The 26,778-nt window shown below is 69.9% G+C and carries 27 protein-coding genes and 2 pseudogenes; 14 read left to right on the top strand and 15 right to left on the bottom strand.

The genetic code is table 11. The annotated features are described in order from the left end of the window. The first annotated feature begins 114 nt into the window (after positions 1-114). Complete coding sequence (locus ACZ6KY_RS15730; RefSeq protein WP_469310848.1) at positions 115-2,730, top strand: PA14 domain-containing protein; 2,616 nt, start codon at positions 115-117, stop codon at positions 2,728-2,730. A gap of 242 nt (positions 2,731-2,972) precedes the next feature. Beyond that, positions 2,973-4,163 carry an MFS transporter gene (locus ACZ6KY_RS15725; RefSeq protein ID WP_469310847.1) on the top strand — a complete coding sequence of 397 codons (1,191 nt, stop codon included), beginning with the start codon at positions 2,973-2,975 and terminating at the stop codon, positions 4,161-4,163. A gap of 217 nt (positions 4,164-4,380) precedes the next feature. Here the strand turns inward: ACZ6KY_RS15725 and ACZ6KY_RS15720 are convergent, their stop codons facing one another. Beyond that, positions 4,381-4,752, bottom strand: a complete 372-nt coding sequence (locus ACZ6KY_RS15720; protein WP_469310846.1) for a VOC family protein — start codon at positions 4,750-4,752, stop codon at positions 4,381-4,383. Between the two features lie 110 nt (positions 4,753-4,862). Continuing rightward, on the bottom strand, positions 4,863-5,798 hold the full coding sequence (locus tag ACZ6KY_RS15715) for an SDR family oxidoreductase (protein ID WP_469310845.1): 936 nt from the start codon (positions 5,796-5,798) through the stop codon (positions 4,863-4,865). 162 nt (positions 5,799-5,960) lie between these two features. Here ACZ6KY_RS15715 and ACZ6KY_RS15710 point away from each other — a divergent pair, with 162 nt between their 5' ends. Continuing rightward, a complete protein-coding gene (locus ACZ6KY_RS15710; protein WP_469310844.1) occupies positions 5,961-6,527 on the top strand; it encodes a TetR family transcriptional regulator in 567 nt (188 codons plus the stop codon). Between the two features lie 191 nt (positions 6,528-6,718). Here ACZ6KY_RS15710 and ACZ6KY_RS15705 read toward each other — a convergent pair whose 3' ends face one another. After that, on the bottom strand, positions 6,719-7,636 hold the full coding sequence (locus ACZ6KY_RS15705) for an NADP-dependent oxidoreductase (RefSeq protein ID WP_469310843.1): 918 nt from the start codon (positions 7,634-7,636) through the stop codon (positions 6,719-6,721). A 239-nt stretch (positions 7,637-7,875) separates the two neighbouring features. On the opposite strand from ACZ6KY_RS15705, the gene ACZ6KY_RS15700 reads away from it, so the two are divergent. After that, positions 7,876-8,304 (top strand): YrdB family protein, encoded by a 429-nt coding sequence (locus tag ACZ6KY_RS15700; RefSeq protein WP_469310842.1) that lies wholly within the window; start codon positions 7,876-7,878, stop codon positions 8,302-8,304. Positions 8,305-8,351: 47 nt separating this feature from the next. On the opposite strand, the gene ACZ6KY_RS15695 is transcribed toward ACZ6KY_RS15700, so the two are convergent. Continuing rightward, the gene (locus ACZ6KY_RS15695; RefSeq protein WP_469310841.1) at positions 8,352-8,885 is read right to left on the bottom strand and encodes a GNAT family N-acetyltransferase; all 534 of its coding nucleotides are present in this window, start codon (positions 8,883-8,885) and stop codon (positions 8,352-8,354) included. 226 nt (positions 8,886-9,111) lie between these two features. Between ACZ6KY_RS15695 and ACZ6KY_RS15690 the strand changes: the two genes are divergently transcribed. Beyond that, positions 9,112-9,372 (top strand): hypothetical protein, encoded by a 261-nt coding sequence (locus tag ACZ6KY_RS15690; protein WP_469310840.1) that lies wholly within the window; start codon positions 9,112-9,114, stop codon positions 9,370-9,372. A 104-nt stretch (positions 9,373-9,476) separates the two neighbouring features. Here the strand turns inward: ACZ6KY_RS15690 and ACZ6KY_RS15685 are convergent, their stop codons facing one another. The 3 genes from ACZ6KY_RS15685 to ACZ6KY_RS15675 all read right to left on the bottom strand — a co-directional run bounded on the left by ACZ6KY_RS15685 (position 9,477) and on the right by ACZ6KY_RS15675 (position 11,121). Next, on the bottom strand, positions 9,477-9,701 hold the full coding sequence (locus ACZ6KY_RS15685) for a hypothetical protein (RefSeq protein WP_469310839.1): 225 nt from the start codon (positions 9,699-9,701) through the stop codon (positions 9,477-9,479). After that, positions 9,698-10,327 (bottom strand): nucleotide-binding protein, encoded by a 630-nt coding sequence (locus ACZ6KY_RS15680; protein ID WP_469310838.1) that lies wholly within the window; start codon positions 10,325-10,327, stop codon positions 9,698-9,700. Before ACZ6KY_RS15680 ends, ACZ6KY_RS15685 begins: the two co-directional genes overlap by 4 nt. Before the next feature lie 302 nt (positions 10,328-10,629). Beyond that, positions 10,630-11,121: an SRPBCC domain-containing protein gene (locus ACZ6KY_RS15675; RefSeq protein ID WP_469310837.1), complete on the bottom strand. Its 492-nt coding sequence runs from the start codon at positions 11,119-11,121 to the stop codon at positions 10,630-10,632. A gap of 211 nt (positions 11,122-11,332) precedes the next feature. Between ACZ6KY_RS15675 and ACZ6KY_RS15670 the strand changes: the two genes are divergently transcribed. Further along, positions 11,333-12,145, top strand: a complete 813-nt coding sequence (locus ACZ6KY_RS15670; RefSeq protein WP_469310836.1) for a polysaccharide lyase family 7 protein — start codon at positions 11,333-11,335, stop codon at positions 12,143-12,145. Between the two features lie 124 nt (positions 12,146-12,269). Here ACZ6KY_RS15670 and ACZ6KY_RS15665 read toward each other — a convergent pair whose 3' ends face one another. After that, positions 12,270-12,902, bottom strand: coding sequence for a TetR/AcrR family transcriptional regulator (locus ACZ6KY_RS15665; RefSeq protein WP_469310835.1), 633 nt, complete (start codon positions 12,900-12,902; stop codon positions 12,270-12,272). 61 nt (positions 12,903-12,963) lie between these two features. Here ACZ6KY_RS15665 and ACZ6KY_RS15660 point away from each other — a divergent pair, with 61 nt between their 5' ends. Together ACZ6KY_RS15660 and ACZ6KY_RS15655 are read left to right on the top strand one after the other, a co-directional pair. After that, positions 12,964-13,914: an ABC transporter ATP-binding protein gene (locus tag ACZ6KY_RS15660; RefSeq protein WP_469310834.1), complete on the top strand. Its 951-nt coding sequence runs from the start codon at positions 12,964-12,966 to the stop codon at positions 13,912-13,914. After that, positions 13,904-14,662, top strand: a complete 759-nt coding sequence (locus ACZ6KY_RS15655; protein WP_469310833.1) for an ABC transporter permease — start codon at positions 13,904-13,906, stop codon at positions 14,660-14,662. The genes ACZ6KY_RS15660 and ACZ6KY_RS15655 overlap by 11 nt, the downstream gene beginning before the upstream one ends. A gap of 70 nt (positions 14,663-14,732) precedes the next feature. Here ACZ6KY_RS15655 and ACZ6KY_RS15650 read toward each other — a convergent pair whose 3' ends face one another. After that, entirely contained in the window at positions 14,733-15,326 is a 594-nt protein-coding gene (locus tag ACZ6KY_RS15650) for a TetR/AcrR family transcriptional regulator (RefSeq protein ID WP_469310832.1), read from the bottom strand. Positions 15,327-15,509: 183 nt separating this feature from the next. Between ACZ6KY_RS15650 and ACZ6KY_RS15645 the strand changes: the two genes are divergently transcribed. Together ACZ6KY_RS15645 and ACZ6KY_RS15640 are read left to right on the top strand one after the other, a co-directional pair. Further along, complete coding sequence (locus ACZ6KY_RS15645) at positions 15,510-16,529, top strand: aldo/keto reductase (protein WP_469310831.1); 1,020 nt, start codon at positions 15,510-15,512, stop codon at positions 16,527-16,529. A 162-nt stretch (positions 16,530-16,691) separates the two neighbouring features. Next, positions 16,692-16,896 (top strand): annotated as a pseudogene (locus tag ACZ6KY_RS15640) (LLM class flavin-dependent oxidoreductase); the annotation flags it as partial. Here the strand turns inward: ACZ6KY_RS15640 and ACZ6KY_RS15635 are convergent. Continuing rightward, positions 16,877-17,647, bottom strand: a pseudogene (locus ACZ6KY_RS15635) (glycosyl hydrolase family 28-related protein); the annotation flags it as partial. The pseudogenes ACZ6KY_RS15640 and ACZ6KY_RS15635 sit on opposite strands and share 20 nt — an antisense overlap. 209 nt (positions 17,648-17,856) lie before the next feature. On the opposite strand from ACZ6KY_RS15635, the gene ACZ6KY_RS15630 reads away from it, so the two are divergent. After that, complete coding sequence (locus tag ACZ6KY_RS15630; protein ID WP_469310830.1) at positions 17,857-19,497, top strand: WD40 repeat domain-containing protein; 1,641 nt, start codon at positions 17,857-17,859, stop codon at positions 19,495-19,497. Positions 19,498-19,680: 183 nt separating this feature from the next. Here the strand turns inward: ACZ6KY_RS15630 and ACZ6KY_RS15625 are convergent, their stop codons facing one another. Continuing rightward, positions 19,681-21,099 (bottom strand): DEAD/DEAH box helicase, encoded by a 1,419-nt coding sequence (locus ACZ6KY_RS15625; protein WP_469310829.1) that lies wholly within the window; start codon positions 21,097-21,099, stop codon positions 19,681-19,683. 285 nt (positions 21,100-21,384) lie between these two features. Here ACZ6KY_RS15625 and ACZ6KY_RS15620 point away from each other — a divergent pair, with 285 nt between their 5' ends. Beyond that, entirely contained in the window at positions 21,385-21,672 is a 288-nt protein-coding gene (locus tag ACZ6KY_RS15620) for a hypothetical protein (protein ID WP_469310828.1), read from the top strand. A gap of 108 nt (positions 21,673-21,780) precedes the next feature. After that, positions 21,781-22,026 carry a hypothetical protein gene (locus tag ACZ6KY_RS15615; protein WP_469310827.1) on the top strand — a complete coding sequence of 82 codons (246 nt, stop codon included), beginning with the start codon at positions 21,781-21,783 and terminating at the stop codon, positions 22,024-22,026. Positions 22,027-22,506: 480 nt separating this feature from the next. Here the strand turns inward: ACZ6KY_RS15615 and ACZ6KY_RS15610 are convergent, their stop codons facing one another. Both ACZ6KY_RS15610 and ACZ6KY_RS15605 read right to left on the bottom strand, forming a co-directional pair. Further along, a complete protein-coding gene (locus ACZ6KY_RS15610; RefSeq protein ID WP_469310826.1) occupies positions 22,507-22,683 on the bottom strand; it encodes a hypothetical protein in 177 nt (58 codons plus the stop codon). 54 nt (positions 22,684-22,737) lie between these two features. Further along, a complete protein-coding gene (locus ACZ6KY_RS15605; protein WP_469310825.1) occupies positions 22,738-23,334 on the bottom strand; it encodes a TetR/AcrR family transcriptional regulator in 597 nt (198 codons plus the stop codon). A gap of 239 nt (positions 23,335-23,573) precedes the next feature. Here ACZ6KY_RS15605 and ACZ6KY_RS15600 point away from each other — a divergent pair, with 239 nt between their 5' ends. Then, a complete protein-coding gene (locus tag ACZ6KY_RS15600) occupies positions 23,574-24,182 on the top strand; it encodes an ATP-binding protein (RefSeq protein WP_469310824.1) in 609 nt (202 codons plus the stop codon). Between the two features lie 384 nt (positions 24,183-24,566). On the opposite strand, the gene ACZ6KY_RS15595 is transcribed toward ACZ6KY_RS15600, so the two are convergent. Then, a complete protein-coding gene (locus tag ACZ6KY_RS15595; RefSeq protein WP_469310823.1) occupies positions 24,567-25,382 on the bottom strand; it encodes an alpha/beta fold hydrolase in 816 nt (271 codons plus the stop codon). 205 nt (positions 25,383-25,587) lie between these two features. Beyond that, on the bottom strand, positions 25,588-26,556 hold the full coding sequence (locus ACZ6KY_RS15590; RefSeq protein ID WP_469310822.1) for an MHYT domain-containing protein: 969 nt from the start codon (positions 26,554-26,556) through the stop codon (positions 25,588-25,590). Positions 26,557-26,778 lie beyond the last annotated feature (222 nt).

Raw genomic sequence — 26,778 nt, 5'->3', positions numbered from 1 at the left:
GTCATGCCCCTGGACAGGGGCCGGGACCCGTGCTGTGATGCCAACTCCCCTTCCTTCCAACGTTGTACAGACTGAAGCAACGAGCCGCCACCCTTCCTCAGCCAAGGAGGATCCGTGCGCATCAGTGGACCCAGAACCCTCAGAACCCGACTGGCGTTACTGCTCGTCGCGGTACTCGGCCTCGCGGGACTCACCGCGGTCCCCGCCGCCACAGCCGCCGACGACCCCGTGGAAGTCCACGGCCTGAAGGGCGAGTACTACACGCAGTCCGCCCCCGGCGCCTTCGACTTCCACGAGCTGAAGGCCACCGGACTGGACACGAATCTCGACTTCGACAACCTGGAGCCGCGACTGGCCTTCGCCACCGGACAGTCGGACGACGTCAACGTCCGCTGGACCGGCCGGATCGTCCCCGAGAAGACCGGTGCCCATACGTTCTCGATCATCGGGGACAACGGCTTCCGGCTGTGGGTCGACGGACACCTCGCCATCGACCACTGGGTCGACGACTGGGACCGAGAACAGACCTCCCAGCCCATCGACCTGACCGCCGGACAGGCCTACGACATCAAGGTCGAGTACTTCGAGCACTTCGGGGGCTCCAACCTCCATCTGCGCTGGACCCCGCCCGGCGGAACCAAGACGGCCGTTCCGCAGTCGGCGCTCCGGCTGCCCGACGGCTACGCCTACGACGGCGCCATCGCCACCACCGTCCAGGGCGACGGCCGGACCCTGCGCCTGGACTTCGCCCAGCCGCTCACCGCGCCACCGGCCGGTCTCACCGACCACGTCGAAGCCGTCATCGGCGGCGCCAAGTGGCCCCTGTCCACAGCCGAGCTGGACCCCGCCGACCCCAAGTCCCTGATCGTCGGCCTGAAGGAACCCGTCGTCGGCAACAGGACCGGCACGGCCAAAGGCACCGCCGACCTGCGCTACGACGGCAAGGGCGGCCTCTCCGGAACGAACGGCAACGTTGTCAACGCCTTCTGGAGCAGCGGACCCAACCGTTCGACCCACGAACTGCGCACCAAGTGGGCGGACGACGTCGGCCCCCGCAACGCCCTCCCCGAGTACCCCAGGCCCCAGCTCACCCGGCCCGACTGGCGCAACCTGAACGGCTCGTGGCAGTTCGCCGCCGCCAAGGCGGGCGAGCAGCCGCCGGTCGGGAAGAAGCTCGCCGAGAAGATCCTCGTGCCCTACCCCGTGGAGTCCCAGCTCTCCGGCGTCGAACGCCACGAGGACCGCATGTGGTACCGGCGCACCTTCACCGTCCCGGCCGGCTGGAAGGTCGGTCGGGGCAAGCGCCTCCAGCTCAACTTCGGCGCCGTCGACTGGCGGGCCGAGGTCTATGTCAACGGCACCAAGGTCGCCGAACACCAGGGCGGCTACGACAAGTTCAGCGCCGACGTCACCGCAGCGCTGAGACCCGGACGCCGTACCCAGGAACTGATCGTCGGCGTCTACGACCCGACCGACGCACAGAGCGGCGAGAACCCGCCGGTCGGCAAGCAGCGCATCGACCCCAGCGGCATCTGGTACACCCCGTCCTCCGGTATCTGGCAGACGGTCTGGATGGAGCCGGTCGCCGCCGCCCACGTCGACTCGCTCAAACTGACGCCCGACGTCAGGAACAGCCGGCTCACCGTCGAGCCGCAGGGCATCCGGAACGGAGTGCCGGTCACCGCGACCGCGTACGCCGGACACCGCAAGGTCGCCACCGCGAAGGGCCGCACCGGGCGGCCGCTCGTCCTGAAGATCACCGACCCACACCTCTGGTCACCCGACGACCCGTTCCTCTACGACCTCAAGGTGACCGTCGGCGCCGACCGCGTCGGCAGCTACTTCGGGATGCGCTCGATCGCCGTCGAGCAGGTGAACGGAACCCCGCGCACCGTCCTCAACGGCAAACCCGTCTTCATGATGGCCACCCTCGACCAGGGCTTCTGGCCCGACGGCCTCTACACCGCACCCACCGACGAAGCCCTCGCCTACGACCTGAAGATGCACAAGGCGATGGGCTTCAACGCGGTCCGCAAACACATCAAGGTGGAACCCGACCGCTGGTTCTACTGGGCCGACCGGCTCGGCCTGATGGTCTGGCAGGACATGCCCGCCATGACCGCCGGGGTCGATCCGAACGCCGCGTCCCGCGCCGAGTACGAGCGCGAGATGAAGCAGATGATCGACGAGCACATCAGCAGCCCGTCGGTCGTCATGTGGGTGACCTTCAACGAGGGCTGGGGCCAGTACGACGAGGCACGCATCGCCGACCAGGCCAAGGCCTGGGACCCGACGCGTCTCGTCAACTCCATGTCGGGCATCAACCTCGGCGTGGACGGCGGCACCGGCGACATCATCGACGAGCACGGCTACCCGAGCCCCGCGCTGCCACCGAACCCGGACGGGAAACGGGCCCTGGTCAGCGGCGAGTACGGCGGACTCGGACTCGCCGTGCCCGGCCACGCCTGGTCCGTCCAGCAGTCCTATGTGGACGTCGACCCCTCGACGTACACCGACGACTACCTGGCCAGGCTGGACGAGGTGCACAAACTCGCCTGCAAGGGCGGCAACGGCGCCGTCTACACCCAGATCTCGGACGTGGAAGGAGAGTTGAACGGGCTGATCACGTACGACCGGAAGGTGGTCAAGCCCGATGTGGCCCGGCTGAAGGCAGCCCACGACGCGCTGATCCATGACGCGTCACAGGCGACACCGGCGGGCTGCTCCTGACGACGAGGCGCCCGGCACACGCCTCCCCGCTGCTCCGCGCGCGCCTCGCCCCGGCCCCCTGACGGGTCGTCGGCACGGTCCGCCCTCCCCGCGAAGGGAGGGCGGACCCTGCCGAGTCCGTCACTCGTCCGAGGGGAGCCGGGCATCCGATCGCGAGCCCCCGCACCGCGGCCCCGCCTCCGGTTCCTTCGGGCGGCACGTCGGGCCGGACCACGGCGGTCCACGACGCTACTGTCGGCGGCATGGACGGTGATCGCCAAGGGTGGCGCCAGTGTTTGCTCGGCGGGGCGGTGTTCGCCGTCTGCATGGCCGGCACCACGCTGCCGACTCCCCTCTACGGCCTCTACCAGGAGAAGTTCGGATTCTCCGAGCTGACGGTCACCGTCGTGTACGCCGTGTACGCCTTCGGGGTCATCGGCGTGCTGCTGCTCGCGGGCAACGCCTCGGACTCGGTGGGCAGGCGTCCGATTCTGCTGTGGGGCCTCGGATTCGCGGCGGCGAGCGCCGTCTGCTTCCTGTGTGCCACCGGGCTGGGCTGGCTGTACGTGGGGCGGCTGCTGTCGGGCCTGTCCGCAGGGCTGTTCACCGGGGCCGCCACGGCGTACGTGATGGAACTGGCACCGCCGGGCGGCGCCACCCGGGCCACCTTCGTCGCGACGGCCGCCAACATGGGCGGACTCGGCTGCGGTCCCCTGCTCGCCGGGCTGCTCGCGCAGTACGCGCCCTGGCCGCTGTACCTGCCCTTCGCCGTCCACCTCGCCCTGGTGGCCTGCTCGGCCTTTGTCCTGCTGCGACTCCCGGAGACCGTACGGGAACGCCGGCCGCTGAGCACCGTACGACCGCAACGGCCGGGCCTGCCACCGCAGGTGCGGCCGGTGTTCGGGCCGCCCGCCATCGCCGCGTTCGTGGGGTTCGCCCTGTTCGGGGTGTTCACGTCGGTCAGCCCGTCGTTCCTCGCCAAGTCCCTGGACGTCGACAACCACGCCGTGAGCGGACTGGTCGTCGCACTCGCCTTCTTCGCCTCGACCGCCGGGCAGCTCGCCGTCGGCCGGGTCGGAGTGTGGCGCTCACTGCCGCTGGGCTGCGCCGCGCTCCTCGGCGGTCTCGCGCTGCTCGCGGGCGCGCTGCGCTGGGACCTCCTGGTCCTGGTGGTGCTGAGCGCGATCGTCGGCGGAGGCGGCCAGGGTCTGGCGTTCCGCGGGGCGCTGGCCACCGTGGCGCAGGCGTCCCCCGAGCACCAACGCGCGGCGGTGATCTCCACCCTGTTCGTGGTCGCCTACGCGGGCATCTCGGTGCCGGTGATCGGAGTCGGCGTGCTGGTGGGCCCGATCGGCCTGGAGGGCGCGGGGCTCGTGTTCATCGCCTGCATGGCCGTCCTGGTCTCCGTCGCGGGCGTCTACCTGCTCCGGCGGCCGGCACCGGTGAAGACGTAGTCCGGACGGACGCGGTGAGGCGCGTGGCCGAGCGACCGCGTGATCGGGCGACCGAGCAATCGGCGACCGGCGACCGGCGACCGGCGACCGGCGACCGGCGACCGTGAGACCGCGTGATCGGGCGACCGCGTGGCCGCCGGACACGGTGTGCGGGCATCCGACCCGAGCCGTGATCACTCCAGCGGTGATCACCTGAGATGTCTTCGCCCGAACGGTCCTAGCCGATGAGGGTGGCCTTCGGGCGGACCACGCAGAACTCGTTCCCCTCCGGATCGGCCAGCACGGTCCACGACTCCTCGCCGCTCTGCCCGACGTCCGCTCTGCGGCCACCGAGCGCGAGGATGCGCTCGATCTCCGCCTCCCGGTCCTCGGCCGCGGATGTCAGGTCGAGGTGCAGACGGTTCTTGACGACCTTGTGGCCCGTCACCGGCATGAAGCAGATGCCCACCGGCGCCGCCTCGTCCGGCCCGATCACGACCTCCCGCTCCCGCTCGGAGAGGACCCGCCAGCCCAGCACCTCGGCCCAGAACCGGGCCAGGGAGGGGAGGTCGTGCGCGTCGATGACGATGTGATGCAGCGCGAGGGGCATATCGGTCAATGTGCCCCGATTCCGCCCGGACGGCATCTGGCGGACGGCTTCGTACGACCCCGCAGGATGACCGGCGACTTCCGGTGTCCGGAGACGGTCGTGCGGGCCGCCTACTGCCCGTCGGTCCGGAAGTAGTGCCCCTTGTCGAGGTCTTCGATCAGGCCGGGCTGGGTCGGTCGCCACCCCAGCAGTTCGCGGGTCGGCCCGCTGGAGGCCGGGCTGTCGAGGCCGAGGAATCCCGCCAGCCAGGTGAAGTGGCCGGCCGCGTCCTCGGCGGGGACGGAACGGGTGGGCACGTCGAGGTGGCGGCCGATGACCTCGGCGACCGAACGGATCGGCACGCCTTCCTCCGCGGCCGCGTGCAGGACCGACCCGGCCGGTGCGCCTTCCAGGGCGAGCCGGAAGAGGCGGGCGACGTCGTCGCGGTGCGCGGCCGGCCAGCGCTGCGAGCCGTCGCCGATGTACCCGGCGACGCCCTTGTCGCGGGTGATGCCGACCAGAGCCGCCATGAACCCGTTGTCGCCCTCACCGTGGACGGTCGGGGGGAGCCGTACGACGGACGAGCGGACGTTCCGGTGGGCCAGGGCGAGGGTCAGGTGGGCGGTGCCCATCCGGGTCCGCGGGCCGATCGGCAGGTGCGCGGGCAGCTCGTCGGGTGTCCGTACGTCCGCTTCGGTGCTCACGCGGCCCGGGGCCAGTCCGAGCAGTCCCGAGGCGAGGACGAACGGCCTTCCGGAACCCGCGAGCGCCTCACCGAATGTCTCGACGGCGCGGCGGTCCGCGTCGGCGGCGTCCTGGAAACCCCCGGAGAAGGCGATGTCGTGCTTGAACGCGAGGTGGACCACGCCGTCCGACGCCCCGGCGGCGTCGCGCAGGACGTCGAGGTCGTCGAGGGTGCCGGACGCCACGTCGGCCCCTGCCTTCGTGAGGGCCGCGGCGGAGGCGTCGGAGCGGGCGAGCCCGACGACCTGGTGGCCCGCGCCGATGAGTTCGGGTACGAGTGCGGAGCCGATCCATCCGGATGCCCCGGTGACGAAAACGCGCATGAGAAAGCCTCCAGCGTTGGGTGATCGCCCTGGCGCCGGGAAGGCGCGTGGGACGACCGAGCGATGTCAGTCACTGTCATCAAACGTAGCACTCGATGTCAGACACTGTCATCAAACGGTGGCTCTCGATGTCAGACACTGTCATCGAGTACGATGCCGGGCATGGGTCGATGGCAGCCGGACGCGCGCGGCCGCCTGGAACGGGCGGCGCTGGAGCTCTACGTCGAGCGCGGTTTCGAGCGCACCTCGGTGGCGGAGATCGCCGAACGGGCGGGACTGACGGAGCGGACGTTCTTCCGGCACTACGCGGACAAGCGCGAGGTGCTGTTCGCGGGTTCGGGCGCCCTCCAGGAGCTGCTCGTGGACGCCGTCGCACGTGCTCCCGAGACCGCCACCCCGATGGACGCCGTGGCGGCGGCCCTGGAGGCCGCCGCGGGTCTGCTGCAGGAACGCCAGGAGCACGCCCGCCGACGGCAGTCCGTGATCGAGGCCAACACCGAGCTGCAGGAACGCGAGCTGATCAAACTCGCCTCGCTCTCCACGGCGCTCGCCGACGCCTTGCGCCGACGCGGTGTCGACGACGCCTCGGCGGGCCTCGCCGCGGAGGTGGGTATCGCCGTCTTCAAGATCGCTTTCCGGCGCTGGGTCGAGCGGACCGATGACCAGGAACTGTCCCAGTTCATCGGAGAGTCGTTGGCCGGCCTCAAGGCAGTGACCGCGGACGCGTGACTCCCGATCCACCCGGACTCCCGATCGACCGGGAGCCCCGATCCTGGGCTTCCGATCCTGGGTCCCTCGAAGTCGGGCCCGGTGTCCGGTAGTTCACGGTCTCGCCGTATCGAACCGCGCGTCGGCGCCCTTGATCTGCGCACTGAGTCCGCGGCGGGAGGGCCGGACCCGATGGCTGCCTCCGGCAGCCCTCAGGGCCGGAGCACGATCTTGCCGTGCGTCTGCCGCTGTTCCAGTTCGCGGAACGCGTCTCGCACCCGCTCCAGCGGGTAGGCGCGGGCGATCGGCACCTCCAGTTCCCCACGCGCGGCAAGCCGGGCCAGCTCGCCGACCGTGACCGCGCTCGCCGCCGCGCCTTCTCCGTAGGTTCGCGCACCGACCCTGGCCGCGGCCTGCCAGTCGCGGATCGTGTTGATCCGCTCGGGCCGCACGCCCAACTCGACCGCCAGTTCCACATATCCGTCGCCGAACGTGTCGATGAACGCGTCGACGTTCCCGCCGGAAGCCTGCCGGATACGCTCGGCCACGCCCTCCCCGTACTCGACCGGGACGACACCGCGATCCTTCAGCCAGGCGTGGTTCCGCTCGCTCGCCAGCCCGATCACCGTGGCGCCGCGCCGCCGTGCGAGCTGCACGGCAAGGGACCCGACGCCGCCCGCCGCTCCGGACACGACGACCGTGTCGGCCGGACCCGGGTCCACCGCGAACACGGTGGCGTACGCGGTCGTACCGGCCACGTACAACGACCCGGCCACGTCCCAGGCAAGACCCTCCGGACGCGAGGTCAGCTTCACGTCCTCGACCACGACGAACTCCGCGTGGCTCGCCCTGTTGTGGGTGAAGCCCAGGACCTCGTCGCCGACCGCGAAGCCACGCACCTGCGGACCCAACTCCACCACGATACCGGCCAGATCGCTGCCCTGCCCGGAAGGGAACGTCGCCGGCCAGCGTCCGTGCCGCGCGCCCTCGCGGATCATCGCCTCACCGGGCTGGATCCCGGCCGCGCGGACCGCGACCAGCAGTTCCCCGGGGCCGGGCGCAGGCCGTTCCACCTCCTCCACCCGCAGCACATCGATCCCGCCGTACTCGTGGAACCGCACCGCCTTCATCGCGTGATCACCGCTCTTCCTCGTTCGGGCAGGCCTTGGACAGCGACGCTTCGGAACGGCCACACATCGACCGTGCCACGGCATACAACAGCTCGGGGACGGAGTTGTGTTCCCAGGGGCAACGCTCGGATGGTGTGTTCACCGACCTTCCAAGAGGCTCTGGCCACAGGTCCGTTGAACCGGTACATCAGGTGGTGCCGCCCTGTCATGCTGGGCTTCCGGCACACCGAGAGGACTTCATGTCAACGGACCGCGACACAGCCCTGTTCGCCGAGCGGCCGTGGTTCGCGGCCAACGAACTCCTGGCGTTCGCGGTGGAACTCGTCGCGCTGGCCTGTCTGACCTGGTGGGGATTCACCACCGGTCACAGCCGGTTGCTCCACATCCCGCTCGGTGTGGGGACGCCCCTGCTGGCGATCGTGCTCTGGTCGTTGTTCGCGGCACCGAAGGCGCGACTGCGGCCCGGGTTGCCTCTCGTGCTTCTCGTCAAGGCGGTGGTGCTGGGCGGTGGCGCGGCGGCCCTGTACGGAGTGGGCCATCCCGTCGCAGCCGTGGTCATGGCGATCGTCGTGGTCGCGAACACGGCGGTGGCCGAAACCCTTCGCCGTACCGTGCCCGGCCGGCCCACGGGGCCGGAGGGCGCGACAGACTCACCGGAGTCCGGCTGAGACCCACCGAAGCCATCTGAGCGGGCTCACGGCGCCGAGGCGAAGACTCATGCCTGGAACTCGGTGAGGTCGATGGCGTGGATGCTCAGCGGGAAGCCGTACACAGGGTGTGTCGTCTCGCTCTCCGGCTTCATGCCGAGCTTGCGGACGACGTTCTCCGAGGCCTCGTTGCCCATCCGGTTGATGCTGATGACACGGTCGAGGCCGCGGTCCTGGAGCGCGAACTCCAGTGTGGCGTGGGCCGCTTCGGACGCGTAGCCCTGGCCCCAGAACTGTGAGCCGAACCGCCAGCTGATCGCCACGGCGGGCAGCACCTCAGGCAGGTACTCGGGCACGGACAGCCCCGCGAAGCCGGCCATCTCGCCGGAGGCCAGCAGTTCGACGGCGAAGAGACCGAAGCCCTCCTCGTCCCATTCGTCCTCCCACTGTTCGATCGCCTCGGCCGTGGCGTCGAGATCGCGGACCGACCCGTCGTCGACCCAGCGCATGACATCGGGGTCCGCGTTGATGTCCGCCATGGGGGCGAGGTCGTCGTCGTACCAGCGGCGGAGGAGGAGGCGGGGGGTGCGGATCTCGGTCATGACACCATCCTGCCTTACGGGTGAGGAACCGGCTGGTGGCCGGGGGTGGCGCCGGACCGCTTCGGAGCCCGGCCGGGAAGCGGGACCGGCCCGGCGGGCACCCGGCGGCCCACCTGCGCAGGCGTTCCCGGACAGACGGACTCCGGGGACTCGACCGGCCGCTCACGCGGTTCCTCGCCTGAGCGGGCCCTTGTTTTGGACCGGTCGACCGGGGCAAGCGGCCGTCATGGAGACGAATGACGGCACGGAAGAAGTGATCGAGACCCAGGGGGACGAGCATCACCTCGTCCTCAGCGCCGATACCAACGGCGACGGAAAGACCGACGTCTGGATGACCGACACCACAGGTGACGGCAAGGCCGATCTCTACCAGTTCGACACCACAGGTGACGGGGAGATCGACCTGACGATGGTCGAACGTGCCGACGAGCCGGGCACCGACCGGGTCGTGGTCGAAGGCGACGGCGGCCACCCGATGGAGACCTGACCCTTCGTCACGGGTCCGCGCCGCCTCGGGGAACCGCCCCGCGCCTCGCCCGATGCTCCCTGCGGCGGGCCCTCATGGGTATGCCGGGCACGCCGGCACCGCGCCTACGTGGTGCCCATGAGCGGGCGCAGCACGGTCGCGCCGGCGCGCAGGAGCGCGGAGACGGGCGGTCCCACCCACCGGGTCAGTTCGCGCGGCAACGCGGGGTCCAGTTCGATCGTCACTCGGACGTATCGCGTGTCCAGTCGCGCGACCTTGGTATGGCGGGATGCGGCGACATCCGGTTCCCGTTGGAGGGCGGCTCGGTAGGTGTCCTTGCGCTGGTTCACATCGTGTCCTGACGCTTGATGAGCTCGTCCGCGAGATCCATGTACGCCGATCCCTTGACGTCGACAGGGCTGCCGAACGACTGGGAGTACAGGTCGAGTCGGGGAATGTGGGTGGACAACACGTCGAAGCCGCGCTCGGTGAGCGCTTCGCGGGCGTCGGCGTCGGGACCGGTACGCGTGGCGTCGGGACGGTTCGTACGGTTCAGCAGTACGGCGGAGCGGGCCGGCCGGGCCCGCAGGGACTGGACGTCGCCCATCTCGCCGCCGATGGGTGCCATCCGGTCCAGTTCGATGGGGGACGGGGTCACCGGCACGATCCACTCGCTCGCGTACCGCATGACGCTGCGGGCGATGTGGGCGTGGTCCTCCATCTGCGGGGCGTCGAACACGACGGCCTGCCGGTCGCCGAGGAAGTCGTTCACCCGCCGGTGCACGTCGCCCACGGGAAGGGAGAACACGGGGAAGGGGAAGCCCCCCGCCAACTCGCTCCACCGCAGCGCCGAGGACGCGGGGTCGCTGTCCACCAGCAGCGGTGAGAAGCCCGACTCGTGCAGTGCGTGAGCCAACCACACCGCGCTCGTCGTCTTGCCCACTCCGGGTTTCAGGTTCACAAAGGCATAGCTCATCGACACAAGGAGCCACGCTAGTGACCGCGAGGGGCCGGCGACCGCCCATGCGGGGCGTACCGTCCCGTCGTTCACTCTGCGGCGCCGGTGAATCATCCCAATGGACGAATGCGGTATGCTCCGGCACCGGCCCGACCTACGACCGCTGTGCACTCGCCCTTTGAGCCGCCGGCCGCCCGGTCCGTCCAACGCCACCGCGCGACCGTAGCGTCTCGGGCGAAGCTGCCGAAGCGACTGCCGAAGCGGCTCCCGGCCGAGGCGGCGACGCGGGTGCCGGGGCGGCCGTGACCGCAGCCGTGGTGTCAACTCCGTCGCGTGTCACCGGGGTTGACGTCCTGCCCCGGCTCGACCAGCCGGGCCAGGCTGTCCAACGCCATACGCGTTCCGGTCTCGTTGTCGGCGGCGGGCACCGCGTCCGGCACCCCCTCGTGCACGATCACCACCTCGGTGCCGCCGTCCGCCTCGGTCAGCACCGTCGTCATGGTCATCTCTCCACGGAGCCCGGGATCGGCCGTCTCGAACTCGACCACCTCGACCACCCGTTCGTCCGGGACGAGCTCCACGAAGCGGCCGTGGTACGTGTCGGTGCGCGCCTCCGACTTGCCCGTTCCGGTCGGTGCGTCGTAGGTGAGTGAGACCCGGAAGGCGCCACCCTCGCGGGCGTCGAACTCGTGCACCTCGCTGCGCATACCGGTCGGCACCCGCCACTTCGCGACAGCGGTCGCGTCCAGCAGCGCCCGGTAGACCTCTGCCCGCGGGGCGTTCATCCGCCGCGAGACGCGCGTCGTATACACGCCTTTCAGGCTATACAGCGCGGACGCTGACGGAGGGTCAGGCGGGGCGGGGTGCTCTCCCCAGGTCCTCGCGCGACCCCTTGACGGGGCTGGTTCAGACCTTTAGCGTCACGGCACGCGAGTTCATAGGTGAGCTCATCGTTCATCAACGTGAACGTCGCCTTCCCCCACCGTCTGCATCCGCTCGACCAGACGAAAGGCCGTGACCGTCATGCTGAACACTCGACCACGTACCCGAACCTCAGCCGAACGCGGCGGGAGGCTTCTGACGACGGCCACCGTCGCGGGCGTCATCGCCGCGGCCACCGTCCTGGGCACCTCCAGCGCCGGCGCCGCCGACCCGAAGGTCGCGCCCGGCGGCAACTTCGACCTGTCCGTCTGGCAGTTGCAGGAGCCCGTCGGCTCCCCGGGCTCGCCCACCACCATCTCCTCCGCCCGGCTGCAGGGGGCGAACGGCTACCAGGACGCGTACTTCTACACCGACACCCGTGACGGCGCGATGACCTTCTGGGCGCCCGAGAAGGGCGTCACGACGCCGAACTCCTCCTACGCCCGCTCCGAACTGCGGGAAATGAACCGCGGCGGCAGCGCGGCGGACTGGTCGCTGAGCGGAACCCACCGGCTGAGCGCGACGCTGCGGGTGGTGTCGGTGACGTCCAATGTGTGTGTCGGTCAGATCCACCTCGGCTCCGGCGGATCGTCGACCAAACCGCTGGTGGAGCTGTACTACCGCTCCAGCGGCGACATCGTCGCCGGCACCGAGAACTCGCCGTCCGGCGGACAGACGACCCACACGGTGGGACATGTGGCGGTCGGCAAGACGTGGACCTACACGATCGCCGTCTCCGGCGGCAACACCATCGACCTGACCGTCAACGGCAGCACCACGCACTACGCGATCCCGTCGTCGTTCTTCCCGTACAAGCAGTACTTCAAGGCCGGCTCGTACAACCAGTCGTCCTCCGACAGCACCACGAAGGGGGCGCGAGTCGCCTTCTACGGCCTGAACGTCTCGCACGGCTGACAGGTCGTCGCACCTGACAGGGGGGTGAGCGCGGTGAAGGCGCCGCGCTCACCTCTCTGTGCGAGGCGCTCCACATCGAACCCGCGCGTCACACCGGTCCGGCGAAGCGTGCCGGGCACGCCGGTCACTCCTGTCGTCGCGCGACCGCCTCGACCAGCCGTCGGATGTCGGCGAGATCGGCCTCGAACTCGGCGTCGAGGTCGACGGGCAGGTCCAGCCATGGTTCGAGCGCGCGGTGTCCGGGGAGTTCGCTGTCCGGGAGGTGGCCGCGACGGCCGCGCGGGTCGAGGTCGCCGGGAGTGAACCGGCCCGCGGCCTCGGAGGCGGCGAATCCGATGACGAAGGTGCTGATCAGGCGTTCCAGCCGGGGCACCTCGGGGGCGGGAACCCCGGCCTCGATGAGGGCGGTGTAGATGATGTCCACCGTCCGCACCGCGTCCCCGGTGACAGCGGGCCGTGAGAAGAGCAGGTGCGCGGCCCAGGGGTGCCGCTGGGTCACCTCTCGGCAGGCGTGCGCGAGGTTGTCGAGCCGTTCGCCCCAGGCCTGATCCTCGGCCGGATCCGGCGGCAGCAGCGCGGCGAGCAGACGGCCGACCATGCCGTCCAGCAGCGCCGCCTTGTCCTTGACGTGCCGGTACAACGCCATCGGCGTCACGCCCACGCGATCGGCCACCGTGCGCATCGAGACCGCGTCGACGCCGTGCTCGTCGGCGATCGCCAGCGCCGCGTCCAGGATCTCTTCCCGCCTGCCACTCATGGGTCTACAGTGTAGACGTGTACGGCGTATACGTGTACGCCGTAGACCTCATGGAGGACGGATGCTGATCGCAGAGGGACTGGTGAAGCGCTACGGCCCGAGTCGCGCGCTCGACGGGTTCGACCTGACGGTCCCGGCCGGGGAGATCGTGGGCCTGATCGGGCACAACGGCGCCGGCAAGACCACGTTCGTCGAGATCGTCGCCGGTCTCGTACGTCCCGACGCGGGCCGGATCACCATCGCGACGCTCGACGCACTGCGGGCCCCCCGGGCCGCACGGCGGTTCCTCGGCGTGGCTCCACAGGAGCTCGCCCTGTACGGCACCACCACCGTGCGGGAGAACGTGCGACTGTTCGCCGGGCTGGCGGGGCTGCGCGGCCGGCGCCGGGACGCGGAGATCGCCCAGGTCCTGGAGGACCTTCGCCTGACAGCCGTGACGGACCGGCCCGTGGGTGCCTTGTCCGGTGGTCAGCGCCGCCGGGTCCAGGCGGCCACCGCCATGGTCGGCTCACCGCCGCTCCTGCTGCTGGACGAGCCGACCGCCGGAGCCGATCCGGAAACCCGCTCCGCCCTGCTGAGCGCGGTCAGGGCCCGGGCCGAGGCGGGCGCCGCCGTCGTCTACACGACCCACTACCTGCCGGAACTGGTCGATCTCGACGCCACGCTGGCTCTCGCGCGGGCCGGCCGGATCATCGCGCGCGGCACCCAGGACGAGCTCACCCGCCACCTGCCCGGCGAACTCAGGGTCACGTTCGCCGACCCGGCCGAACCCGAGCTGCGCCGGCCGACCACGGACCCCGGTGCCGATCTGGCGGCCCTGCTCGCGTCCGGTCGTACACCCGTGTCCGTCGACGTACGCCGCCCCGGCCTCGACGACCTCTACCGGTCCATGGAGATCGCGGCGCCCGAGACGAGGACGGTGTCCGAGACGAAGACGGTGTCCGAGGGAAAGGCGGCGAGCGACGGGAAGGCGACGACCGAGAGGAAGCCGGAGGTCTGTGATGCCGCGTGAGTCCGTCGCCCGCCTGGGCGTGCTGGTGCGCCACAACGTGCTGCTCATGGCGCGCGAACCCGGCCCGGTACTGAGCCGGATGATCCTGCCGCTCGTCTTCGTCACGCTGTTGCGCCCGCTCTACCTGGCCGGGCAGGGCCGCACGGCCGGCACGGAACAAGCGGTCGTCGGCACGCTGGTCACCTTCTCGCTGCTCGCCCTCAGTATCTGCGGCGGCGCGATCCTCACCGAACGGCTCGGCCGCACCTGGGACCGGTTGCGCGGAACCGCTCTGCATCCCGCGGAGCTGCTCGCCGGCAAGGCCATTCCTGCCTTCGTGGTCCTGCTCGCCCAGCAGTTCCTCATCGTGGGCTTCGGTGTGTGTGTCTTCGGCCTGCGCGTCCCGCACCCGTTCCTGCTGCTGGACGTTCTGCTGAGCTGGAGCTGCACACTGCTCGGACTCGGCACGCTGCTCGGCGTCCTGGTCCGCAGCATGGGTGCGCTCTCGGCCGCCTACGACATCGGCGGCATGCTGCTGAGCAGCGTCGGCGGCGCACTCGTCCCGCTCGCCGCTCTGCCGGTGTGGGTCTCGGACGTGGCCCCGGCCTCACCCGGCTACTGGGCCGCCCGCGGCCTGCGCGCGGCCCTCGCCGGCGACACGTCCACGGTGGCGGTCGCCTGCGGCACGCTCCTCGGCGTGGCACTGGTCTGCGGCGCCGCGGCCTCGGTCCGACTGCGGGGCCGCAGTGGTCGGTTGGTGGCGCTCTAGGCGATCGAGGGCTTGAACTCCCCTGTCCGAGTGGGGAGTTCAAGCTGTTCGAAGGGATCCGGCCGGGTGGTCAGCGGGGTTGGCGCAGGCCTGCGATGAGGAGTTCGACCAGGCGCCGCGCGTCGTAGCGGGGATCGTTGTGGGCGCCTATGCAGAGGTTGCCTGTGCCGCGCATCAGTTCGTACGCCGTCAGGCCGGGGCGAATCTCGCCGGAGTCGGCCGCGGCGTCGAGGAGTTGGGCACACACGGGGAGGAGACGGTCGAGGAAGTAGGTGTGCAGGGCCTCGAAGGCCGTGTTGTCGGGCTGCAGAACGGCGGCGAGTCCGTGCTTCGTGACGAGGAAGTCCACGAAGAGGTCGATCCATCGGGCCAGCGCGGCATGAGGGGACGCGCAGTCCCTCAGCAGGACCGGCCCCGCCTCGGCGCAGGCTTCGACCTGATGCCGGTAGACGGCGACGATGAGATCCGCCCGCGTCGGGAAGTGCCGGTAGATCGTGGCGGTCCCGACACCGGCACTGGCCGCGATGTCGCGTACGGGTGCCTCCACGCCCGACGTGGCGAAGACCGCGGCGGCCGCGTCGAGCAGCGTCTCCTGATTGCGCCGGGCGTCGGCCCGTCTGGGCCGGGCCGTCTGCCTGGCGGCGGTCTCGTCGCTGTCGCTCATCGCGCCCTTCTCTCCGTGGCCGGACCATCAAACGGAACATCGTTCCGTATCGCCTTGCTAAGCGGGACCGTGTTCCGTATCGTCAAACGGGACGGTGTTCCGTTTGCCCATGATGGCAGACCGGGGACCCGGCAACCAATCCACGCCCCACCACGCTTCACCCGCAATGGAGGAGACAGGGCCATGCAGTACCGCACCTTGGGCCGCACCGGTGTGCAGGTCAGCTCGCTCGCGCTCGGCGCGATGAACTTCGGCAGGATCGGGCGCACCACCCAGGACGAGGCGACCGCCATCGTCGACGCCGCTCTCGACGGCGGGATCAACCTCATCGACACCGCCGACATGTACGGCGACGGCGAGTCGGAGGAGATGGTCGGCAAAGCCATCGCCGGCCGCCGCGACGACATCGTGCTGGCCACGAAGGCGGCCATGCCCATGGGCGACGAACGCAACCACCGGGGAGCTTCGCGCCGCTGGCTGGTCACCGAACTGGACAACAGCCTGCGCCGCCTGGGTGTCGACCACGTCGATCTCTACCAGATCCACCGCTGGGACCCGAGTACCAGTGACGAGGAGACCCTGTCGGCCCTGACCGACCTGCAACGCGCGGGAAAGATCCGCTCCTTCGGCTCCTCGACCTTCCCCGCCCACCGCATCGTGCAGGCCCAATGGGCCGCCCGCGAACACCACTTGAGGCCCTACGCCACCGAACAGCCCAGCTACTCGATCCTGCAGCGGGGCATCGAGACCCATGTACTTCCCGTGACGGAGGAGTACGGCCTCGGAGTGCTGGCGTGGAGTCCGTTGGCCTCGGGCTGGCTGTCGGGCGCGGTCCGTGCGGGCCGGGAGATCACCACCAGCCGCTCGAAGTTCCTGCCGCAACGCTTCGACCTCACCATCCCCTCCAACCGGGCCAGGCTCGACGCCGTCGAGCAGCTGGCCGAAGTCGCCGACGGGGCCGGCCTGACCATGATCCAGCTCGCGCTCGGATTCGTCACGGCGCATCCCGCCGTGACGAGCGCCCTCATCGGCCCCCGTACGCCTGACCACCTGCACGCGCAGCTCGCCGCGGCCGACACCGTGCTCCCCGCCGACGTACTCGACGCCGTCGACGCGATCGTCGCCCCCGGCACGGACCTCGCCGCGCACGAGAAGTTCGACACTCCGCCCGCGCTCCTCGACCCGTCACTGCGACGCCGCTGATCGTCCAGAAGACCGGTTCCCTCACCCGGACCCGCAGCTCCCGAGACCGCGGACATCGCGCCGAGGCCCGACGAGGACTGCTCGTTCCCCATCCAGCCGGTGCGCCCGGTCGGCGTCGGCGTCGCCGGTGCCGGTGCCGGTGCCGAAAGGATCTGTCACCCCATGCCGCACACCCCCCGGCCCAGTTTCGGAATCATGACCGCTCCCTCGCAGGTCGACTACCACGACGTACTACGCGTCTGGCGCGAGGCGGACACCGTCCCGCAGATCGAGCACGCCTGGTTGTTCGACCACCTCATGCCGATCTTCGGCGATCCGGGCGGACCGGCCTACGAAGGCTGGACGCTGCTCTCCGCCCACATCGCGAGGCCGTCGTCACCCGTGTTCCGTACGAAGGTGTTGGTGACCGTGGAGTCGGACAACGCGCCGCCGATGGCGTGGACCTGGTCGTTGTCCACCCGTTCGCGGATGTCGCCCATGATGGCGAAGTCCTTGAGGGTGACGTTCTGGCTGCCGCCCTGGCTCGCGTACTTGCCGTAGACGCCGACGGCCTTCGACCGGTCCACCGGGTCGCGGCCGGTGAGGGCGCTGTACCAGGGGCCCGCCCCGGCCAGGGTCACCTGGTCGACCGCGATGTGATCGCGTACCTGGAAGGTGCCCTGCGGGATGTACACGGTCCTGCCCTGAGCCTTGCCCGCGTCGCCCGCGGCCTGGATCTTGACGGGTGGAATCCGATGCGCCGGTCGGGTCGGCGCCGAAGTCGCTGACGACGTCGAGGGCCCCGGACGGCTTGCCGATGGGCGCGCCCACCTGCTCGAAGTCGGCGAGATCGATGGTGAACGTGGGGGAGTCGCCCGTCGAGGAGACGTGTAAGCGCACCTTGCTGCCGACGGGCAGGGTGGAGCCGAACACGGTGCGGGTCTCGTCGTAGAAGTGGTGCGGGTTGGTGTCGCCAGGGTTGTTGTTGAACGGGTAACCCCCGTAGTACCAACCGTACTTGGAGGTCACCGGGACGCCTCGGAGGGGAGACGACCGTAGAGGCGGTCCGGGCCGATGACGGTGCCGTTCGTGGCGGCGTACTCGGCCTCCTGTTCCTTGAAGGGAACGTCCGCGCCCTGGTCAAACGCAAGAAGGCTAGAAATGACAGCAAGGGAAGTCCACTAACGTGCACAAGATTGATACGGAGGTACGCAAATAATCGACGGCGATGTCCGTTGGTGGATGCCGCCCGCGGCGGCGGGTTCGTGCGGTGGCCTCAAGGGAATGTCTACGCGCAGGCGTTCGAGCGGTCTCACTGGGGTTCCATCTGCGGGCGGGGGCACGGGCGATGAGAACACCGCGGGCGATCTGGGACGGGTGGCGCTTACGCCGGCACGAGGCCCTGCGCAGGGCGCGCGATGCCGAAGAGTGGGAGCGGGCGACCGGCCACAAGGACTGGGGAGACGACCGGATCGGCACCGCGCTGACGGCTGTACTCACCCTGCGTGAGTCTCTCGGGGCCCGGCACCTGTCGGCACTTCGGCCCGGCGTCGAACTGGGTGTGACGGAGGTCAAGGAGGCCTGGGCCGGGATGGACGGAGGACACTACGCGTTCACGCTCGACCTCCTCGAACGTCTCCGCGACGCGCGACTCGTCAGCATCGCCCCGGCCGACGACGGCAGGGCGCGGCTCACCGTCCCCGAAGGACTGTACGACCGCCTGAGATCACGCTGGCCGGCGGACGAGGAGGCCGAGTGGCACGAGCAACTCCTCGGCAACGCGCGCGCATTGGCGCAGCCCGGTGGCACCTGGCTGGACCTGCCCCTTCTGGCCGGGTACTGGTGGCGGAACCTGGTGTGGCACCTGTGGCACTGCGATCCCGAGAAGGCCGCGGCGCTGCTCGCGGATCCGCGTTGGCAGATCGCCAGGATCCAGCGGTTCGAGGTGCGGGGACTGCTGGCCGACCTGGCCCTGATCGACTCCCCGGAGTCCAGGGCCACGGCTTCGGCGATCGACAAGGTCATCGGAAGACGGGATCCCGGGGCACAACACGATCCGGGAGAGCTGGCCCACGAGCTGCTGCAAGCCCTGGGCCACGCGGGGCAGGTCGCCGCCCTCGCCGTCCGGCAGCCGCCGGGGCTGCACGCCGTGCTGCAACTACCGCGGTTCACCGAGGACTTCGCCATGTCACCGGACAACACCTGGTTGGTGGCGGTCGGCCGGGACAAACACATCAGGATCTACGACGTGGCGACGAGGTCCGTGCGCCTGGTGATCCCGGCCCTGCCCGAGGTGGGCTACCACTGTGCCGTCGCGCCGGACGGCAGTTTCGTCATGGCCCGGTGTGCCGGTGAGGGCGCGCGGGCGTGGGACGCGGCCGACGGCGAGGAACGGATCCCCTTCGAGGCCGGTCACGTGACGGACTCCGTGTACGGCCCCGACGACATGTGGCTCGCCTACGACGCGGCCACCGGCGACCTCGTCAACCCGTTCACGGGCGAACGCCGGCGAACGAAGCCGCTGGCACGGCAGGTTGGACACCTGGCTCTCGCCGCCGACGGCTCGGCGCTGGCCATGGGCAACGCACGCGGCCAACTCGGGCTCTGGGACCCGCGTACCGGCCACCGGATCGCGGAGCTGCCCGACCATCCGCACGCGGTCAACCGGCTCGGCATGGCCGCGGACGGCTCGTGGATCGCGATCGGTGACGTGTACGGCATCCGGGTTCTGGAACTCCCCAGCGGGGACGAGCGTTTCACGCTGCCGCAGAGAGGCACCGATTTCGTCACCACCGACGACTGGCTGGCCGTACCCGACTTCGGACGGGTGCAGATCCGGTCCATCCGCACCGGTGACCTTCTCCGCACGCTCGAAGTCCACAAGGACAACGTCCACGAGTGCCACATGTCACCCGACCGGAGATACCTGCTGACCATGGACCGCGAGGGCACCCTCATCGTGTGGGACGCGGCCGCTGTCGTTCCCTGACTCTGCGCGTGTACGCGTGTGCCTGCGTATGCGTGGCCTTGTCCAGCAGAGGGGCGTTCTCTGTTCTTCTCCCTGTTCAGGGACGGTCGTTGGGCTTGGTACGGATTCCCAGGAATCGCCCCGACGATGCCGCGCGCGAGCGTCGCGGAACTCGACGGGGGCGCAGGACGACTCCGTACGGCGTCAGCGGCTCTTGCGTACCCGGGCCGCCGCGCGGGCCTCCGCGGCCTTTCGGGCGTCCGCGGTCTTGCGCGACTCCTTGGCCGGGCGCCCCGGACGTGTGCCGATGCCGCGGAAGGGCGCGTTGCCGGTGCTGGTCTTCGGCCCGGTCGGCGGCCGCTTGGCCCCGGTGATGGCGGTCAGTGCCGCCTCGCCCGAGTGCACCTGGGTGACGGTCGGCCGGATGCCGGCGTCGGACATCAGCCGGTTCACATCGCGCCGTTGGCCGTGGGTGACCAGGGTGACCACGCTCCCGGACTCCCCGGCGCGCGCCGTGCGCCCGGCCCGGTGCAGATACTCCTTGGCGTCGGCGGGCGGGTCGACGTTGACGACGAGGTCGAGCGCCTCGATGTGAATGCCCCGCGCGGCGACGTTGGTGGCCACCAGCACGTTGATCTCATCGTTCTTGAACTGGGCGAGCGTGTGCATCCGTTGCGGCTGCGACTTCCCGCTGTGCAGCGCGGAGGCCCGAATACCGCTGGCCCGCAGGTGGCGGGTGAACTGGTCCACGCCGGCCTTGGTGTCCAGGAACATCAGCACCCGGCCGTCCCGCGCGGCGATCTCGGTCGCCGTCGCGTACTTGTCGGCACCGTGAATGTTCAGCACGTGGTGTTCCATCGTGGTGACGGAGGCCGCCACCCGGTCGACCGAGGCGAGAACCGGGTCGTGAAGGTACGTCTGTACGAGCTGGTCGACGTTGTGGTCGAGCGTGGCCGAGAAGAGCAGCCGCTGGCCGTCGGCCGGGATCTGACCAAGGAGTTCCGAGACCTGCGGCAGGAAGCCCAGGTCGCACATCTGGTCCGCCTCGTCCAGCACCGTGATCCGCACGTGGTTCAGGACGCAGTCCCTGCGCGACACCAGGTCGGTCAGCCGCCCCGGCGTCGCGATGAGCACTTCGACGCCGGTCCGCAGCTGCGCCTGCTGACGGTTGATCGACAGGCCACCCACCACCGTCGCCAGTCGCACGTTCAAGGTCTGCGCGTACGGTTCCATCGCGTCGCTCACCTGCTGTGCGAGCTCCCGGGTCGGCACCAGGACCAGTGCCAGCGGCCGCTTCGACTCCGCTCGGCGGCCCGCCGTCCGGGTCAGCAGCGCCAGTCCGAAGGCCAGCGTCTTGCCGGAGCCGGTCCGTGCCCTGCCGAGGACGTCGTGCCCGGCCAGCGCGTTGGGCAGCGTCGCGGCCTGGATCGGGAAGGGCTCCGTCACCCCGAGGCCGGTCATCTTGTCCACCAGTTCCGGCGGCAGACCGAGCGCGTCGAACGACGCGGCCGGAGGCAGGCCCGTGGAGCGGGTCCGTGGTGTCGAGACATCGTCCTGCGGCGCTGTCGTCGGCCGGTGCTCGCCGGCGTCGGAGAGTCCAGGGGCCGGCGGCTTCGCGTTCATGGGGAACCTTCCTCAGTCTGACGCCCGGAACGCCCCGGGGCCCGTACCCCTTGGTACGGGCCCCGGCGACTTCGAAGCGTGCGGCCATTTTACCAGCGGGCACTCGGGCGACCGCCGGTCCGGTGCGGGTACAGCTGCGGGTGGTGTGACGACGACCCCGGCCGGCAAGCCCGGCTGGGGTTCCCGGACAGCCGATCGCGAACAGCGATTCCGGGAATGTGGTCGCCGGATCACGCTAGCCTGAAACTCTGGCGATTTGAGTTTCGCGAGCTGGGAGGCCCCGGGATGAGCGAGCAGCCGTGGACCATCGAGTCCATCCGCGACGCCCTTGGGAACCCGACGCTGGCCCAGCGCTTCCTGGACGAGATCAACCGGGCGCCGGCCCACCAACTGCTCACGGTCTTCGCCCGCTGGGAGCTCATCGCGAAGGACACCCTCGCCGCCGTCGAGCGCGGACGTGAGATCGCCGCCGCTGAAGCCCGCGGTGAGCAGCCGGCCGGCGAGTGGATCGACGTCACCGACCGGGTCCTCGCCGAAGCCGAGCGCATCCGGACCGCTCGCGGCGCGGCCTGATTCACCGCTTTCCGGAACGCAGCATCCAGGTTCGCTACTCTGCGCAATCTCGCACCTACCAAAGCCGGAGCCCGTTCACTTGATAACGTCCCGCTTTGGAGGCAGCACGTGCCCTACCGCCTCAAGTACGCCCCGGCCGTCGACGCCGTCCACGAGGCGATGCCTCGGGCAGCCGGCGAAGCCCTCACCCTCGCGCTCGCCGGCGCATGTCACGACCCGCTCGGCGCCACGCAGCCCTACATCGAGGACGACGACGTCGTGCGGATGATCGTCAGCGAGCAGGCGCTCGCCGTACTCCTCATCGGACAGACGCTCAAGACGATCACCGTGATGCAGGTGACCCACCTCGGCTGAACTGCCGAGGGGTATCGCCCCGGTGGCAATAGCGAGCAAGACCTACGCGCCCGAGCGGTATCCGCAATACCAGTGGCCTGCGGTGACCTCGCCGGTACTCATTGTCATGGTCCGGTAGGGGGAGAGGCCAATGGCATGTAGCTATTGCCACGAACTGGAGGAACTCCAGCACGGGGTAAGCCAGCACCTGCCACGCATGCAGACCTGGGCCGAACGGTCAATCCAGTCTTCCCTGCGCGCCAGCGCGCCTTATGGCAGCCCGCAGTTGGTTCCGCCGGGCCGCGGCTTCTTGTTGTCGATGCGAGAACTGGAAAGCCGGTCGGCTGAGTCAGGTCGCGGCGCGACAGGCCGCTGCCCACCGTCAATACCGGCACGCTCTCGAACGGACGCTGCACAGACCGCAACCGGTACATCGTGGCAGATCGTCGGTTCAGCATTCCCTGAAGCTCCTGGGCGAAGTCGTAGGCTTTCCGCTCCAGTTCAGAGGTCAACCGTGCCGCCGATCGAAACCCACAAGATATGCGCCTGCGCAGACGTGAAGTCCCGTTGGCGGGCTTGTTCTTCCGGCACCGCGTAGGTCAGGCCGAGCTCGGCGAGAGCCCGCGCGGCTTCCCGGAATTCTTCGGCAGATACGACGATCACGGTCTTGCCGCACACACCGCGGGTCCGGATGCGTCTCTGGTCAGGATCCGTCTCGGTTCGGACAACCCCTCAGGTGACGTGCCAGCCGGGTTCGAGGCGGTCGAGAAGAGCGCGGAAGGCCGCGTCGGCCCGGTCCCGGCCGGTCCCGGCGAGGGAGGCGATGACCAGGCCGAAGGTCGCGTCGACCAGCAGGGTGGCCTCCGTCCGGGCGTGGGTCTCGGTCATGCCGAGGCCGCGGAAGGCGGAGGTGAGCAGGTCGGTCCACTCGGTCAGCGCGTCGTGCATGACAGGCCCGTACCGGTCGGGGTGGAGCAGGCTGGCGGCCATGATCTCGACGTAGAGCGGAAGCGCGGGTCGCAGGTCGGGGGCGCTGAACTGCCGCCAGGTCTCCTCCATGAAACGGCGCAGTTCCGCCGGGTCCCGGGGGGACTCGGCGGGTTCGAGCATGCCCCGGGCTCGCAGGAGCGGGCGCCTCTCGTCCAGGACGAGCGCCTCGGCGACCATGGCTTCCTTGGTTCCGAAGTAGTACAGGAGCATGCGGTCGCTGGTACCCAGCGCTCGGGCGAGAGGGCGCAGCGACAGGTCGGCCAGACCGTTGCGAATCAAGTACGCGCGGACCCGGTCGATCAGATCGCGTCGTTTGGCCTGATCGGGCGGCCGTGGCATGAGGGCTCCCCAAGTGGCTGCGGTGTCGCTACGGTGTGGACGTGACACCGAACACGTCCCATATGTCCGGATAGCTACTCTTGGAAAGAATTCTTACCGTAGCGAGTGCTACATGTATATTTGTTATCGTGACGGGCGTTACGTGAACGCGTGACCTGGCACATGCTCGGACCAGTCGCCGACGGGTCCACGCCGCACCGGCAGACTGGTCGCCAGCAGTGCAGAAGGGACTGATTCCCATGGCCCCGGGGGCCATCGACCTCCCGGCGATATCCCGCCGGGGGCGCTTTGCCCGGCTCTACCGCCGGTCTGAGGGATCGGGGCGCAAGGACGCCGCGAAACGAGCTGAGGAGCCGGAAGGATCCGCCGAGGCCGCACCCACCTCGTGGCTCGCCCGCAACCGGGCTCTGTGGTCGCGTGCGCTGGAACCCATTCGACCGTTCGACGCGCCTCGCGCCCGTGTCACCCCGTGGGACGCCTCCTGGCCCCTGTCGCGGGAGCTGACCTCGGCCCGCCGGGCCCGCCGCCTCGTGACGGCGCAACTGGACGAGTGGAACCTGGAAGACCTGGCCGACACCGCCGAGCTCCTGGTCAGCGAACTGGTCACCAACGCTCTGCGGCATACGCGCGGCCCGCTGCGGCTGAACCTGTGCGTGCGTGGCGACCGCTTGCTGTGCGAGGTCGAGGACACGGAGCCGGCCCGTCCCGTACGCCGCGAGGCCGACGCCGACGCGGAAGGCGGACGCGGCACCGAACTCCTCGACCTGCTCGCCGCGAACTGGGGCAGCACATGTACGCCCACCGGCAAGACCATGTGGTTCGAAATGCCGACAGAGACCCTGTCGTAATTCCCGCAGCGCCCCTCCCGCAGCGCCCCTCCCGCGTGACCGCTCCCGCCCCGTCGATCCGGTGGCGGACAGTGACCGCCTGACGCCGACGCTCCCGCCACCGCGGAAGCAGGGCGCCGAGAGTCGCCGCCATGACCGCCCCGAGCGGCAGCCCCCCAGGGCGCGCCCCCGAGCGAGCGATGACGGACCAGTTCGTACGCGACGAAGCCGAGCCCGCCTCCCACGATGAAGCAGGCCCCGCCGCGCACCGCGAACCACCATCCGGGGCGTTCCGTCGTTGAAGTCAGGCGAGCGGCATCCCCGTACGACGCCACGGCACGCCAATGTCGGCGACCACCTCAGCCACCCCGCACAGGCCTGTGCGGCGACGACCGGTCGGCCTGTTCAGGTGCGGCTGGCGGCATGGGCGGCCAGGAAGTCCAGCAGCGCTGCGTTGAACCGTCCGGGCTGTTCGGCACCGGGGAGGTGACCGGCGCCGTCGATGACGGTCAGGATCGCGTGCGGGACGAGCTCATGGATGGCCTCGGCGTCGGCGACCGGCGTGTACACGTCGTCGGCGCCGACGACGATCAGCACGGGGGACCGCACGGCGGCGAGTGTGTCCCGATAGTCGGGACGTTCCGCCCGGCCGCGCAGGGCTGCCGCCGCACCGCGGGGGTCGGTGGCGCGCATCATGCGCAGGACGCGCTCGGCGACGTCCGGCATCGCGGTGACGTTGTAGGCGGCGAGCATCTTGCCGATGACCTCGTCCGCGTAGCCGTTCATCCCCTCGGCCAGGAGACGGTCCGCCAGCCGGTTGCGGAAGGCCTTGCCCTCGTCCGTCTCGGCCGGCGCGGAGGTGTCCGACAGGACGAGGGCGCGGACGCGATGGGCGTGGCCGCGCTGTAGTTCCATGGCGATCTGGCCGCCCATCGAGACGCCGCCCACCACCGCCCGCTCGATGCCGAGGTGATCCAGGAGTCCGACGAGGTCGTCGGCGAAGTCCGAGAGGTACACGGTCCCGGCCTCCACCCCGCTGTCGCCGTAACCGCGCAGGTCCGGGGTGATGACACGGTGTCCGGCCGCGACGAGTGCCTCGGACTGCGGGGCCCACAGGGTCCGGTCGAAGGGGTGCCCGTGGATGAGCAGGACGGGCAGCCCGGCCGAGGGTCCGGCGTCGTCGTAGTGGAGCGTCGTCCCGCGCAAGGCTATGGAAGTCATGCCGGGCACCCTAAGGGCTGTCCGGCAATCCCCGGCGGGCGCACGACGACAGCTACGGCGCCTCGCCGCGCTGTCGGATCGCAGCGCCTGCCTGGCCCGCTCGGCCGGGTGTCGCGCCGAAGGCGTCCGTCAGATGTGGCGATGGCCCGGCAGGAACGCGAAGCTGAACGCGCCGGCCGGGCCATCGACGGGGAGAGCGGCGGGACTACTCCGCCTCGTACCGGGCTCCGTAGGAGTCACCGGCGCCCGTGCCGCCGTAGTGGGGGGCGCTCTCAGCGGAGGCGGGCCACTGGGACGATGCCGACGACCAGCCGTCGGCCTGCGGGGCAGCGTGTGCCATCGGCGCCGAAGAGGCCTCGATGCCGGACACCTGCACCGGCATCCCGTTTCCGCGTGCCACGATCTTGGAACGTCCCTGGGACGGCTTGTTCCAGTCGCCGTCGCCGAGGATCAGGACCGGGTCGAACATGACGATGGCCGCGGCGAGGATGAGGAAGATGATCGGGCCCAGAAGCATCGGCAGCAGGAGCGAGGTGCCGTCCTGGCCGCCGGTGGCCGCTTGCATACCGTTGTGGAGATGGACGCTCACGGCGGCCATGCCCGTGTAGTGCATGCCGGTGACAGCCAGGCCCATGACGAGGCTGGCGCCGAGGGTGTGGAGGAAACCCTGCACGGATACCGCGGCCCACAGCGCGGCCGTCGCCGCGATGAGCGCGATGACCACGGACATGGTCACGGTGAACGCGTTGTAGCTGAGGTCTCCGTTGAGCTGCATCGCATACATACCGAGGTAGTGCATCATCGCGACGCCGAGGCCCGTGATGCTGCCGCCCACGGTGAGGGCGGCTCGCGTGGCACCGCGGTGCCCGACGATGAACACGCCCGCCGAGACCACCACGATCGCCACGACCAGGCTGAGCACGGTCAGCGGGACGTTGTAAGTAATAGGTGTCTCCGCCACGGAAAAGCCGGTCATGGCGATGAAGTGCATCGTCCAGATGCCACAGCCGAGAGCGCTGGCTCCCAGCGCGAGCCAGCCCAGCCTCCAGCCGGGCTCATGGTGCACCGTCCGCACCACACAGCGCAGCCCCAACGCCGAGCCCACACAGGCCATGACGTAGGCGGCCACCGGTGTGACCAGCCCGTAGCTGAAGCCGTCGATCGTGCCGTTCATCCGCTCCCTAACGCTTTTCTGCTGACATAGCAAGGACATTGAGCCCTTTTCTTGGTAGCGATAGCAAATTCTCAGGCCGATGTTGGTTGAAACTTGCGCGATTGTTATCGGTGCCGTGGGGGGGGGTGGGGGAGGCGGGAGGACGAGACCGAGTCTCCTCCCCTCTCCTGGGTAAGACCGGGAAATGCTAACTCACCCCTCATGCCTTCTCCATTCCCTTCC

The sequence above is a fragment of the Streptomyces sp. NPDC042002 genome, from assembly GCF_055588305.1.
Note: the sequence above shows the minus strand (reverse complement) of the source record. Positions and strands in the feature narration are given on the sequence as shown.